The 12,608-nt window shown below is 69.6% G+C and carries 11 protein-coding genes; 9 read left to right on the top strand and 2 right to left on the bottom strand.

Features of this window, described 5'->3' with window-relative positions:
• Nucleotides 1–112: 112 nt before the first annotated feature.
• Both FJV41_RS13445 and murI read left to right on the top strand, forming a co-directional pair.
• Nucleotides 113–1,420 carry a hypothetical protein gene (locus tag FJV41_RS13445; protein WP_141642865.1) on the top strand — a complete coding sequence of 436 codons (1,308 nt, stop codon included), beginning with the start codon at nucleotides 113–115 and terminating at the stop codon, nucleotides 1,418–1,420.
• A gap of 114 nt (nucleotides 1,421–1,534) precedes the next feature.
• A complete protein-coding gene (gene murI / locus FJV41_RS13440) occupies nucleotides 1,535–2,350 on the top strand; it encodes a glutamate racemase (protein WP_141642864.1) in 816 nt (271 codons plus the stop codon).
• Nucleotides 2,351–2,466: 116 nt separating this feature from the next.
• On the opposite strand, the gene carF is transcribed toward murI, so the two are convergent.
• Nucleotides 2,467–3,333, bottom strand: coding sequence for a plasmanylethanolamine desaturase (gene carF, locus FJV41_RS13435; RefSeq protein ID WP_141642863.1), 867 nt, complete (start codon nucleotides 3,331–3,333; stop codon nucleotides 2,467–2,469).
• 245 nt (nucleotides 3,334–3,578) lie between these two features.
• Between carF and FJV41_RS13430 the strand changes: the two genes are divergently transcribed.
• On the top strand, nucleotides 3,579–4,139 hold the full coding sequence (locus tag FJV41_RS13430) for a RomY N-terminal domain-containing regulatory protein (RefSeq protein WP_141642862.1): 561 nt from the start codon (nucleotides 3,579–3,581) through the stop codon (nucleotides 4,137–4,139).
• Nucleotides 4,140–4,202: 63 nt separating this feature from the next.
• On the opposite strand, the gene FJV41_RS13425 is transcribed toward FJV41_RS13430, so the two are convergent.
• Nucleotides 4,203–5,675 (bottom strand): SLC13 family permease, encoded by a 1,473-nt coding sequence (locus FJV41_RS13425; protein ID WP_141642861.1) that lies wholly within the window; start codon nucleotides 5,673–5,675, stop codon nucleotides 4,203–4,205.
• Between the two features lie 122 nt (nucleotides 5,676–5,797).
• On the opposite strand from FJV41_RS13425, the gene ftsE reads away from it, so the two are divergent.
• The 6 genes from ftsE to FJV41_RS13395 all read left to right on the top strand — a co-directional run.
• Nucleotides 5,798–6,490 carry a cell division ATP-binding protein FtsE gene (gene ftsE / locus FJV41_RS13420; protein WP_141642860.1) on the top strand — a complete coding sequence of 231 codons (693 nt, stop codon included), beginning with the start codon at nucleotides 5,798–5,800 and terminating at the stop codon, nucleotides 6,488–6,490.
• Complete coding sequence (locus FJV41_RS13415; RefSeq protein WP_141642859.1) at nucleotides 6,487–7,389, top strand: cell division protein FtsX; 903 nt, start codon at nucleotides 6,487–6,489, stop codon at nucleotides 7,387–7,389. Before ftsE ends, FJV41_RS13415 begins: the two co-directional genes overlap by 4 nt.
• Complete coding sequence (locus tag FJV41_RS13410; RefSeq protein WP_181790617.1) at nucleotides 7,386–8,510, top strand: murein hydrolase activator EnvC family protein; 1,125 nt, start codon at nucleotides 7,386–7,388, stop codon at nucleotides 8,508–8,510. Before FJV41_RS13415 ends, FJV41_RS13410 begins: the two co-directional genes overlap by 4 nt.
• Nucleotides 8,511–8,586: 76 nt before the next feature.
• Nucleotides 8,587–9,447, top strand: a complete 861-nt coding sequence (locus FJV41_RS13405) for an alpha/beta fold hydrolase (protein ID WP_141642857.1) — start codon at nucleotides 8,587–8,589, stop codon at nucleotides 9,445–9,447.
• Nucleotides 9,448–9,503: 56 nt separating this feature from the next.
• Nucleotides 9,504–10,880, top strand: coding sequence for a S41 family peptidase (locus FJV41_RS13400; protein ID WP_141642856.1), 1,377 nt, complete (start codon nucleotides 9,504–9,506; stop codon nucleotides 10,878–10,880).
• A gap of 68 nt (nucleotides 10,881–10,948) precedes the next feature.
• Nucleotides 10,949–12,608 (top strand): PEGA domain-containing protein (locus tag FJV41_RS13395; RefSeq protein ID WP_141642855.1); only part of this gene is annotated, 1,660 nt, incomplete at its 3' end.

Here is a 12,608-nt window from a genome sequence, read left to right as displayed (position 1 = left end):
GTTGCCTGCTTGAAGTTGCTTGGCCGTACGGATGAATAATTCCCGGAGAGGGTCGTCAGAGGTGACTGAAACGGGCCGAACACCTCAACACCCCACGGACAGGTTGCCCCCCATGAACTCCAGACTGCTGGTCGCTCTCCTCTGCCTGGCGGCGGTCTCCACCGGCTGCATCATCCACGGCGAAGACGACTACGACGAGCCCATCTACCCGGGCGACGCGACGTTCCGCTGGACCTTCGGCGGACTGCGCTGCGACGAGGACCGCGACATCAAGGGCGTCAACATCACGATTCCCGGCGAGCGGCTGGCCAACGACGGCCAATACGCGTGTCAGGCCAACGGCTTCGACGGCATCGTCCTCCACGACTTCGCGCCGGGCATCTACAGCTTCAACGTGGAGGCGATCAGCTACACCAACGAGGTGCTCTACGAGGCGAGCGGCACCTTCCGCGTGGATGGCGACGTGACGGTGAGCATCGACCTCGCGCCGCTGGGCGCCCCGCCGTCCTTCGCGTACGTGAACTGGCTGTTTCCGGCGAACTCCAGCAGCGGCAACCCGAACTGCAACCAGGCGGGTGTGGCCTTCGTGGATGCCCGGGTGGATGGTGGGCAGTGGGCGCGCTTCGACTGCACGGCGGGCCATGGCGGCAACAGCGTGAAGACGCCGTATCTGGACCCGGGTGAGCACGACCTGGAGCTGGTCGCCCTCGACTCGCAGCAGCGCACGCTGTACGCCCACAGCGGGCGGTTCTCCACCCGCTACGGCGAGCCGACGTCGTACACCGCCACCCTTCGCACCACGAGCAGCGGCGCCGCCATCCGCTGGGAGTTCGTGGAGGGGTCGAGCAGGCTGGGCTGCGGGCAGGCCGGCGTGACGCACGTGGAGGCCCGCATCGATGGGGGCGCGTGGGTCCGCTTCAGCTGCTTGGAGGGAAGCTCGGGCGCCAGCGTCACCACGCCCACGCTGAACCCCGGCAATCATGACCTGCAGTTGGTGGCCGTCGATGGGCAGAACCGTCCCTGGTATTATTACAGCGCGCAGTTCTCGATTCAGTCCGGCGAGACGAAGCAGGTGCTGGCCCCGATGTGGGTGATTGGCGGGGCGTCCATCAAGTGGGAGCTGCGCGCCGGTGGCTCCGCGCTGAGCTGCTCGCAGGCGGGCATCACCGAGGTGGCCATCAACTTCCGCGATGTCTTCACTGGGGAGCTGGTGTACGGCATCGTCGGTGACCGGCACGGCTGCAACGACGCGCCGGTGGTCTACGAGTTCCTCCGCCCGGGCCGCTACGAGGTGGAGATGTACGCGAAGGCGGGCAACGGCACGGAGTACTTCTCGGTGAACGACAGCGTGTTCATCAATGTCGACGGTCACGTGTTCCCGGGGGCGAGCAGCGCCGCGCTGGTGTCGCTGTTCCCGTAGTCGAACCCGCTTGCTCGTGGGGTGAAGAAGAGGGTCGGGGCCACGCGCCTCGGCCCTCTTCGCGTTGCGGGGGAGCCCGTGTCGTTGGCATCAAACGTGATAGGGACACCGGACATGCGGCAAGGCAGCCACAGTCCCATTGGCGTATTTGATTCAGGTGTCGGAGGGCTCACGGTCCTCAAGTCACTCATGGAGCACCTCCCCCACGAGAGCACGGTGTATCTGGGGGACACGGCCCGGGTGCCCTACGGCACCAAGTCCGGCGAGGTGGTGACGCGCTACTCGCTGAAGAACGCGGAGTTCCTGCTGGAGCGCGGCATCAAGCTGCTGGTGGTGGCGTGCAACACGGCCTCCGCCGCGGCCCTGCCCGCGCTGGAGGCGACGCTGCCGGTGCCGGTGGTGGGCGTCATCCAGCCAGGAGCCCAGGCGGCCCTGGAGCGCACGCGAGGCGGCGGAGTGGGCGTCATCGGTACGCCGGGCACCATCCGCTCCGGGGCCTATCAGCGCGCCCTGGAGACGGCGAACCCCGGGGTGCGGGTGAAGGCCCGCGCCTGTCCGCTCTTCGTGCCGCTGGCGGAGGAGGGATGGACCACGGGCGACGTGCCCCTGCTGACGGCGCGTGAGTATCTGGGGGAGTTCGCGCGGGAAGGCGTGGACACGCTCGTCCTGGGCTGCACGCACTACCCGCTGCTCAAGGGAGTCATCGCGGAGGTGGTGGGGCCCCATGTCGCGCTGGTGGACTCGGCGGAGGCCACCGCGCTGGCGGTGGCGGCGCTGCTGGCTCGCAAGGAGCTGCTGGCGCCCGCGACGACGCGTGCCCCGTCTCACGCGTACTACGTGACCGACGTTCCCGAGCGCTTCATGGAAGTGGGGGCGAGGTTCCTCGGCCGGCCCATCGATGCCGCCGAGCAGGTCGACCTGAAGTTCTGAGTCCCTGGCGTCGGGGGAGGCGCTCCGCGCGGCACGCGGGCCTCACCCCTCGGCGGTCCATCGCGTGGACCTCGCTCGAGTCATCGGAACACGGGCGTCATCGCCCGTGGGCCGGCTCAGGCGGACGGGCGGGTGGTGGCCGTGGCGGGCGGGGCTTCTTCCGGCGTGGTGGCCTTGGTGAGCAGCTCCTTGGCGGCCTGGACGACGGGAGCCTCGGCGGCGACCTGGGCCTCCACGAGCGCGCGGGCGGCCTCGTCACCGATGTCGTCCTCGCGCGGCACCAGGCCGGTGACACGCGTCACGAGGCGCTCCGCCAGGGGGAAGAAGTGCACCAGGTTGAGCGGCCAGTTCAGCCAGCCCACGGTGATGCAGTAGTACTTGTTGAAGGGCGCGGTGTGGTGGATGCGGTGGTGCGCCGGCGGCAGGATGAGGTGCACGCGCTGCAGGAAGCCGATGATGGCCGGCGGCGAGTCCATGTGCGACCACTTGTGGAACTGGTTGGTCGCCATCACCCAGAAGATCATCGCGCCCAGGAAGCTGGCGCAGAACACCCAGCCAGAGCTGCTCAGCGGCATGGACACCGCGGCCACGGCCACGGGCAGGGAGATGAGGCAGTTGTTGCCGTTGGTCTCCACGAAGTCGTGGCGGGTGATGGCCTTCTCGTCGACGTGGTGCTCGCGGAACGGGCGAATGAGGGCCTTGCCCAGAATCGGCATCTCCGTGGAGCCCCACGTGTCGCCCATCCAGTGGACGAAGCCGGAGACGAAGTCCGCGGCGAGGTAGCCCAACAGCACCGCGCCCAGGAGCAGCCACGGGCCGCCATGCGGGTTGTTGTAGAGCCGGTACACCAGGAACAGCTCCAGCGCGATGAAGCTGACGATGGCGCCAATCTCCATGGCGCGGATGGCGGGTGAGTAGCCTCCGGCCAGGACCTGGGCGTCCTGGAGGCGAACCTTGTTCTTGATCTCGTTCGTCTTCTTCATCCGTGGAGTCCTGGACGTTGGCGCCGCTGACCACCGCACCGCATGTTCTGTACGTACCCCAGCCGCTTTCGGCTTTTCAACGGACCGGGGTCGCGTTCTCACATGAAGGGTGGGCTGCATGGCAGGCGGGCGTCGTCCGCAAGAAATGCGCGGGGTCAGCGGCCAGGCTCCCCTGGCGCGACATGCGGGGTTGACGCTTACCTTGTGTCGTGGGGAAGCGGCTGGTACGGTCCGCCCACTCGGCAATGACGAAAACCTTCGAGAAGGCCGTCACCGGCTTCAACCACAACATCAAGCACAAGGGGAAGGTTTACCACGTCCAGACCGAGGACTCGGGCGTCAACAATCCCCACATCATCACCCACCTGTTCGTGGGCGGTAACATCCTCGCGTCCAAGAAGACGTCCTACTCGGACATCCTCAACGCGGAGAATCTGGCGGAGGTCGTCCGTGAGTTGATGGAGGAGCAGCACAAGGAGATGCTGCGCAACCTCATCAACAACGTGTACGACAACTTCGAGTCCACGGTCCGGCACTATCAGCCCGGTCAGCTGGCCTCGGAGGCTGAACAGGCCCACGCGAAGCTGCAGCCCGGTCAGCCGATGGCGCCCAAGCCGGTCGTCGTCGCTCCCGTCGCGCCCCTGCCTCCCGCGCTTCCCCCCGAGGTCGCCGCTGCTCGCGCCTTGAAGGAGAAGCCGAAGATCAACGAGGTTGGCGTCGAGACGCTGTTCGGAGAGGACCTCATCTCCGAGAAGAGCCTCGACGAGGTCATCCTCAGCTACCTCGCCGGAGAAGGCGACCAGTAGCCCCTAGCTCCCCGGTGGCGTCTCGCCCCGGGAGCGCGGTGTCGGCCAGTCGACAGTTCCAGACTAGGGCAGCACCCACTGCACCCACGTGGCTCCGTACACCGTGAGCACCGCGGCGGCGAGCAGGTCCAGCAGCACTCCCACGCGCATCATCACCGGCAGACGCACCACGCCGCTGCCGAAGACGATGGCGTTGGGCGGTGTGCCCGCGGGCAGGGCGAAGTCGCACGAGGCCGCGAAGGTGCTCACCGCCAGCAGGGGCCGCGAGGCGGGCAGCACGTTGAGCATGACGTTCGTCGTGGCCGTGTTGGAGGCGATGGCCGACAGCAGGATGGTGGCGCTGGCGACGACTCCGTGCTGCACCAGGACTGGCAGCGACTCCAGGCCGGACAGCCGCGAGGTCATCCACGAGGCCAGGCCACTGGCCTCGATGCCCGCCGCCAGCGCGAAGCCGCCGCCCAGCAGGAGCAGCGTGTCCCAGGGCACGCGCCGCAGGGCAGCCACGGACAGACGCCCCAGCACGAGCAGCGTCAGCGCGCCGACCATCGCCACCATGGCCTCGTAGTGCTTGCCCCCCAGCTTGAAGCCGTTGAAGGCGTGGGCCACGGGGCCGGCGAGCACCTGGCGCAGCGGGTCGCCGAAAATCCACAGCAACGCCGCCACGAAGAAGACGAGGCCCACCGTGCGCTCCCCCCGTGAGAGGGGGCCCAACTGGGCCAGCTCGCGGTCGATGACGTCCCCGCCCTGGCCGGGTCCCATCTTGTCGCGACGGGCCCACCTCCACAGCACCGCCCACGTCAGCGGCAGGAAGATGAGGACGAAGGGGAGGGCCGCGACCATGTACTCGACGAAGCCCACGTCGGTGCCCAGCCGGCGCGACACCACGCCCGCGAAGACGGAGTTGGTGGGGCTGCCAATCTTGGTGCCGATGCCGCCGATGTTGGAGCCGTACGCGACGGCCAGCATGAGCGCCGCGCCGAAGTGCTCCAGGGGGCGTCCTTCCGCGGCGCGGAGCTGGGAGAGCAGCGCCATGCCGATGGGCACCATCATCACCGCCGTGGCGGTGTTGGAAATCCAGAGCGACACGGCGGCGGTGGCCGCGAGCATGCCGAACAGCAGCCGCTCCGGCCCGGTGCCGACGGCGCGCATGATGAGCAGGGCGATTCTCCGGTGCAGGCCCCACTGCTCCATGCCCGCGCCCAGGGCCATGCCTCCCATGAAGAGGAAGATGTAGGGGTCCAGGAAGGGCAGGGTGGCGCGCCCCACCGCGACGGCGACGTTGTCCGTGTCGAAGACGCCCAGCAGTGGAAAGAGCGCCACGGGGAGCACCGCCGTCCACGCCATGGGGACGGCCTCGGTGAACCACCAGAGGGCCATCCACGCGGCGACGGCGGCCGCGGCGGCGGGGCGGTGGTCCAGGCCCGGCAGGGTGTGGAGACCGGAGGGAATCCCGTAGATGAGGGCGGCGGCCACGGGCCCGGCGATGCGTCCCACCCACTGTCCCGTTGTCGCACGCCGCACGGCCTGCTCGCTCATAAGGCGTGGCACCGTCGCACAGGTGGCGCCGGGGGTGGGAGGGGAAAGCCCCGGCTGCGGCCCGGCGTGCGTGGGGCGCTCCCGCCCGGCCGTGGTAGGTTGGCGCTCTCCCGCGCCGCGCCATGATTCAATTCTTCCACGTCTACAAGGCGTATCCCGGCGATCCGCCGGTGCTCTCGGACATCAACCTCAGTGTGGAGAAGGGCGAGTTCGTGTTCCTCACGGGCCCTTCCGGCGCGGGGAAGACGACGCTGCTCAAGCTCATCTTCTGCGCGGAGAAAGCCACCAAGGGGCAGATTCTGGTGGGGGGCCGCAACATCGCCCGCATCCGTGAGTCCGCCGTGCCGTACCTGCGCCGCAACATCGGCGTCGTGTTCCAGGACTTCAAGCTGCTGCCGCACCGGACGGTGGAGGACAACGTGTCCTTCACGCTGGACGTGCTGGGCGTGCCGCGCGCGGAAGCGCGCGACAAGGTGCGGCGGATGCTGAAGCTGGTGGGTCTGGAGCACAAGGCGGACTCGTTCCCCCTGCGCCTCTCCGGTGGAGAGCAGCAGCGCGTGGTCATCGCGCGGGCGCTGGTCAATGACCCGACCATCCTCCTGGCGGACGAGCCCACCGGTAACCTGGACCCGGCGCTCACCGTCGAAATCATGGACCTGCTCACCCAGGTGAACATCCGAGGCACCACGGTGGTGGTGGCCACGCACGACGCCACGCTGCTGTCGCGCTACCAGAAGCGCACGGTGGGCCTGGAGCGCGGGCAGATTGTCTCCGACGAGGACGGCGTCAAGGCGGCGCGACGGATGGTGGTATGAGCGCGCTGGCGAAGACGCGGTACTTCTGGCGCTCGGCGGCGGTGGGGCTCAAACACTCGCCCTTCGTGCACTTCATCGCGGTGACCACCATCGCCATCGCCCTGTTCTCCGCGGGGCTCGCGCGGGGCAGTGCGCGCGTGTTGGACAACCTGCTCGCGTCGCTGGGCGGCGAAGTCGAAGTCACGGTGTATCTGGCACCGGAGCTGGGACAGGACGAGGCGCATGGCGTGCGCGCCCGCGTCGAGGAGCTCAGCCAGGGACAGGTGACGCTGGTGCCTCCGGATGCCGCGCTGGAGCGGCTTCGCACCGAGCTGGGCGATTTGGGCGAGGCCCTGTCGGAGCTGCCGGAGAACCCGCTGCCCGCGGCGCTGGAGCTGCGTGTTCCTCCGGAGCAGCGCACGCCCGAGGCGCTCCAGGCCCTGGCGAAGGAGCTGCGTGCGCTGCCCGGGGTGTCCGGCGTGGACTACGGAGAGCAGGCCGTGGAGCGACTGACGGCCATCGCCCGGGCCCTGCGCTTCGGCGCGCTGGTGGCCTTCGTCGTCGTGCTGGGCGCCACCGTGGTCATCGTCGCGGCCACGCTCCAGCTCGCCATCTATTCGCGGCGCGAGGAGATTGAAATCCAGAAGCTGGTCGGCGCCACGGACCGCTTCGTCAAGGCGCCCTTCCTGCTGGAGGGACTGCTTCAGGGGTTGCTCGGCGCGGGCGTGGCGTTGCTCGGGTTGTGGGCCTTCGGTCGGCTGGTGGGGCCCACGCTGGGCTCGCTGTTCGCGTTCCTCCTGGGCCCGGGTGTCGCCGCGCCGTGGGTGGAGCCGCGCTTGGTGCTGGAGCTGGTGGGCGCGGGGTGCGGCCTGGGGCTGGGCGGCAGCTTCGTCGCGGTGGGGCGTTTCCTGCGCGTATGAGCCGCTCCTTCGTCCTCACCCTGGCGCTGGTGCTGGCCGGCCTCCCCGCGCACGCGCAGAAGCTGGAGGAGGCGGAGCAGTCCGCGCTGCGCGAGAAGCTCGCCGCCCAGCGCGCGACGCTGGCGCTCGTCGAGTCGAAGAAGCTCACGGTGCTCGAGGGCCTGGAGCTGATGGAGGAGATGGTCGCCTTCTCCCGGCGGCGCGTGCGGGCCCTGGAGGGGGACCTCGCGGTGTTCCGCAAGCGCGTCATCCTGGCCGAGCGCGAGGAGGTGCTGCTGCGCGAGGCGCTGCGCGTGCAACTGCGGCGACTGTCCCCCCGGCTGCGCACCCTCTACCGCGTCATGCGCCGGCGGCCGCTGGAGGTGCTCCTGTCGGCGGAGGACTTCGCCGCGCTGGTGTGGCGGGCCCGCGCGCTGGAGGCGAGCATGTCGGGCGATTTGGACCTGCTGCGCGGCGTGCAGCGCGTGGCCCACCTGCAGCGGCAGTCCACGCTCGAGCTGAAGCGGCTCCAGACCTCGCTCGCCGCGCGGGTCACCTTCCTCCAGGAGCAGGAGCGGCTGGCCCGCGCGCAGCACGAGGCGCTCGAGGAAGTGGTGGGCTCGCTCGCGGGCGAGGCCGAGCTGGCCCGTCGCGCGGTGAAGGAGCTGGAGCAGGCGGACGCGGAGCTGACCCAGGTGGTGCGCGAGCTGAAGGAAGCCCCCGCCACGCATGGTTTCGGAGCCCTGCGCGGCAAGCTGCCACAGCCCACGCGCGGCATCATCGAGGTGGCGTTCGGCAAGGTCGTCAACCCGCGCTTCAACACCGTCACCGTGCAGAAGGGGCTCGACATTCGCGCCGCCACCGGGACACCCGTGGTCGCCGTCGCCGATGGCACCGTCGTCTATGCGGGCTCGCTGCGGGGCTACGGCAACCTGCTCATCGTCGACCACGGCGACGGCTACCACACGCTCATGGCCCACCTGTCCTCCATCGCCCTGGAGCTGGGCGCCGCCGTGGCCACCGGCGAGGTGGTGGGCGAAGTGGGAGACACGGGCTCGCTCAAGGGCTCGTACCTCTACTTCGAGGTCCGAAAGTCCGGGCAGGCCGTCGACCCCGGGCCCTGGCTGGCCCCTGTGCCATGACGCGTTGCGGCGAAACGATTCGCGCCTTGTTATCCTGAGGCAACAGACTCCCACCACGAGAGGAGCAGGCGAGCGCATGGACCTCATGGGCGGAATGCAGAAGGCGGTACGGCGCGTGCTGGTGGCGCGAGGTGTCCAGTCCTCGACAGTCGATGTCGGGGGGCAGTCGGTGCACTTCTACTCGCTGAAGGGGCAGGGGAAGGGGCCGCCGGTGGTGCTGGTGCACGGACTGGGCGGCTCGGCCAATGGCTTCGGCCGCACCTTCTTCGGCCTGGCGAAGCGCTTCTCGCGAGTCGTCGCGCCCGACCTGCCAGGACACGGCTTCTCCACCGAGTACTGCGGTGGGCAGGTCTGCGTGCGCAACCAGTTCGAGGTGCTGCGCGCCTTCGTGGAGCAGGAGGTAAAGGAGCCGGCCTTCGTCGTCGGCAACTCGCTGGGCGGAGCGATGGCGGTGAGCCTCGCGTCGGAGTATCCCCAGTGGGTGCGCGCGCTGGTGCTGGTGGCTCCGGCGGGAGCGGAGCTGCCGGTGGAGGAGAGCACCGCCCTGCTCAACTCCTTCAAGGTGGGCACGCCCGCGGAGGCCCGCGCCTTCACGAGGCGCCTGTTCCACCAGGCCCCGCTGCCCGCGCTGCTCCTGGCGACAGAGCTGCGCCGCTTCTATGACACACCCACCGTGAAGGCCCTCACCGCCGAGGCGATGTCCACCCGGCTCAGCCTGGAGCCAGAAGCGGTGCGCAAGCTGTCCATGCCGGTGCTGTTCCTCTGGGGTGGCAGTGAGCGGCTGTTGCCGTCACGCTCCCTGGACTGGTTCCGCGCCCACCTGCCGGCGCACGCCCAGGTGCGGGTGGTGCAGGGCTTCGGGCACGTGCCGCAGATGGAGCGTCCGGACGAGCTGGTGTCGCACCTGGTGCGCTTCGCGGATGCGTCGAGCCTCTGAGGGCCGGGTATAGACTGGGACGCCCTTCGAGCCTCACCGCGAAAGGACGTACCGACGTGACGGGTCTCCACCAGCCATGGCGCGCGGCGCTGGCCGCGCTCCTCCTCCTGTCAGGGCCCTCGGCCGCGGAAGAGAAGAAGGACGCGGCTGTGCGGTCCTCCGCTTCCAGCGCGGTACGGGCGGAGAAGGACGACGTCACCTACCGACAGCTGGAGACCTTCGCTCGCGTGCTGTCGTACGTGGAGAACAACTACGTGGAGGGGCCGGACCAGGAGCGGCTCATCTACGGCGCCATCCAGGGCATGCTCGACACGTTGGACCCGCACACCGTCTTCATGCCGCCGGAGGTCTTCCGCGAGATGAAGATCGACACCTCGGGCGAGTGGGGTGGGCTGGGCATCGAAATCGCGCGCAAGAACGACCGCATCGTCGTCGTGGCTCCCATCGACGACACGCCGGCGGCGCGCGCGGGAATCAAGGCGGGCGACGAGCTGGTGGGCATCGACGGCGAGAGCACGCGGGGCATGGACGTGGGGCGGGCCATGCAGAAGATGCGAGGGCCCGCGGGGGGACGCGTGCTCTTGAGCATCCTGCGGCACGGCTTCAGCGCGCCTCGCGAAATCGCCATCATTCGGGACCACATCCGCATCGTCTCCGTGGAGAGCGAGCTCTACGGCGGCTTCGGCCACGTCAAGGTGAAGAACTTCCAGGAGCGCACGGACCTGTACCTGCGCAAGGAACTCGACAGGCTGCGCGGCCTCAACGGTGGCAAGGAGCTGCGCGGCGTGGTGCTCGACCTGCGCAACAACCCGGGCGGCCTGTTGGACCAGGCGGTGGCGGTGAGTGACCGCTTTCTGCCGGGCAACCTGCCCATCGTCTCCACCCGGGGACGTGACGGTCGCAACTCCACCGAGGAGCGCAGCAAGGACCGCGACACGGAGAAGAAATACCCCCTCGTCGTGCTGGTCAACGCGGGCAGCGCGTCCGCGTCCGAAATCGTGGCCGGCGCGCTCCAGGACCACGGCCGCGCCACCGTCCTGGGCACGCAGACGTTCGGCAAGGGCAGCGTCCAGACGGTCATCGAGCTGGAGGATGGTTCCGGCCTGAAGCTGACCATCGCCCGCTACTACACACCCAAGGGCCGCAGCATCCAGGAGCGGGGCATCACCCCCGACTACGTCGTGCCGGACGAACCAGGTGGAAAGCCGGGCCGTGAGACGCCACGCGAGAAGGACCTCCAGCGTCACTTCCGCGCCGAGTCCACCTCTACCTCCGAGTCGTCCTCTTCCGCGCCTCGCGGCCTGCCCGAGAACCTCGCGCCGTGGGACGCCACCGCGGCCCTCAAGGACTATCCGCTCAAGGTCGCCCTCGAGTATCTCAACGGCCTCAGCGCCGTTTCGGGGCGCCCTCCGGCTCGCGCCGAGGGTCGTTGAAGACACCTTCCCCCTTGCATTTCGGCGAGACCTCCATTTGATGGCGGGCGGACAAAGGTGAACGAGTGATGCGACCTTCGAGCAATCGCGCGATGCACGCGGCCCTCAGCGGGTGGTTGGTGGGCATGCTGGCCGTCGGCCCCGCCGCCGCGCAGTCGAGCCTCCCCCTCCGACTGACTCCCCGAGCAGTACCCACCGCCTCACCGTCCTCCGTGACGGTGGTGGCCATCTCGCTGGATGCGACATCACGAACGGAGGCGGCGCGGCTGGCGTACTGGGCGGAGCAGTCGGTGGCGCGCTCCGGACGGCTGGACCTGGTGCGGTTGTCGGACGCGCTGGACGCGCAGGGCAAGGCGGCGCGCGAGGCGAAGGCCGCCGAGGGTGCGTCGGCCATGAAGGACGGCCAGACGGCGTATGACGAGCTGGACACGCAGAAGGCGCTCCAGCAGTTCGAGGCGGCCGCGCGCGCGTTCGAGGCGAGTGACTTGTCGCGCAACTTCGGCGACCTGAGCCGCGCCCGGGTGATGAAGGCGGCCTCGCAGGTGGCCAACGGCGAGGGCACGGCGGCGCAGTTGGAGATTCGCGCGGTGCTGGCGGTGGACCCCCGCGCCCAGTTCTCGCCCAACTTCTTCCCGCCGGACGACATGGCCTTCGTGGACAAGGAGCGCAAGGCGGCGCTGGCCGGCTCCACCGCGACGCTGTCGGTGCGCACCGAGCCCGTGCCCGCGCAGGTGTACGTGGACGGCCAGTTCCGCGGCGTGTCGCCGGTGGACCTCAAGGGGCTGACGCCCGCGGACCACTACGTGACGGTGATGGCGCCGGGCTTCGAGGTGGAGCAGCGCCGGGCACGCGAGGGCGAGACGACGCTCACGCTGGCTCCCGCCGCGTCCATGCGTGCGCTCCAGACGCTGACCGAGCGCATCGTGCGCAAGCCGGAGGGGCCGGAGCGTGACCTGGCCCTGCGCGAGTTGGGCACGCTCGCGGGCGTGTCCCAGGTGCTGGCCCTGCTGGTTCGCGGTGGCACGGGCACCGCCCCGCTCCAGGTGACGGGCCTGCGGCTCGACGTCGCGGACGGACACAACCTGGCCTACGCGCTGGGACCGGTTCCCGCGGGCGAGACCATGGCGACGGGCTCCGACGCGCTCTTGTCCTCGCTGGTGGGCGCGGACACGGCCCGGCTCGCCGGCAACAAGCCGGTGACCCACTTCGCGAGCGGCGGTGGCTCCAACCGCAAGACGCTGGGCTACGTGCTGATGGCTACTGGCGTGGCGCTCTTGGCGGGCGGCATCTACTTCGGCATGGAGGCGTCCTCGAAGGAGGATGACTTCCGACGCGCGCCGCAGACGAGCCCTCGGGCACAGGACTTCAAGGACACGGGCAAGACGTACGCGCTGGTCGCGGACATCGGGCTGCTCACGGGCGCGGTCGCCGCGGGCCTCGGCGGCTACTTCGCCTTCTCCGGTGGTGGCAGCGGTGGCGGTGACTCCAAGCCCACCCCCGCGCCGGCGCCCGCACCCAAGCGTTCGCGTGCCACGCCGCCGCCCAAGGCCGACTCCAAGAGCGACTCGTTGAGCATGCCTCCGCCCCCCAAGGGCACCAGGCCCGTGGGCGAGTCGCTGCCCATGCCGCCTCCGCCGCCCCCGGCGAAGACGACGCCCGCGGCCTCTCCCGCGAAGACGACGCCCGCGGCTCCCGCCACGAAGACGACCCCGCCGCCCCCGGTGAGCG

The organism is Myxococcus llanfairpwllgwyngyllgogerychwyrndrobwllllantysiliogogogochensis (assembly GCF_006636215.1).
In the GTDB taxonomy this organism is placed as follows: domain Bacteria; phylum Myxococcota; class Myxococcia; order Myxococcales; family Myxococcaceae; genus Myxococcus; species Myxococcus llanfairpwllgwyngyllgogerychwyrndrobwllllantysiliogogogochensis.
This window is presented reverse-complemented; position numbering and strand designations above follow the sequence as displayed.

Excerpts from the sequence above, each read along its gene's own strand:
- FJV41_RS13445 (WP_141642865.1), top strand. The coding sequence starts at position 113 with ATGAACTCCAGACTGCTGGTCGCTCTCCTCTGCCTGGCGGCGGTCTCC.
- murI (WP_141642864.1), top strand. The coding sequence starts at position 1,535 with ATGCGGCAAGGCAGCCACAGTCCCATTGGCGTATTTGATTCAGGTGTC.
- carF (WP_141642863.1), bottom strand. The coding sequence starts at position 3,333 with ATGAAGAAGACGAACGAGATCAAGAACAAGGTTCGCCTCCAGGACGCC.
- FJV41_RS13430 (WP_141642862.1), top strand. The coding sequence starts at position 3,579 with ATGACGAAAACCTTCGAGAAGGCCGTCACCGGCTTCAACCACAACATC.
- FJV41_RS13425 (WP_141642861.1), bottom strand. The coding sequence starts at position 5,675 with ATGAGCGAGCAGGCCGTGCGGCGTGCGACAACGGGACAGTGGGTGGGA.
- ftsE (WP_141642860.1), top strand. The coding sequence starts at position 5,798 with ATGATTCAATTCTTCCACGTCTACAAGGCGTATCCCGGCGATCCGCCG.
- FJV41_RS13415 (WP_141642859.1), top strand. The coding sequence starts at position 6,487 with ATGAGCGCGCTGGCGAAGACGCGGTACTTCTGGCGCTCGGCGGCGGTG.
- FJV41_RS13410 (WP_181790617.1), top strand. The coding sequence starts at position 7,386 with ATGAGCCGCTCCTTCGTCCTCACCCTGGCGCTGGTGCTGGCCGGCCTC.
- FJV41_RS13405 (WP_141642857.1), top strand. The coding sequence starts at position 8,587 with ATGGACCTCATGGGCGGAATGCAGAAGGCGGTACGGCGCGTGCTGGTG.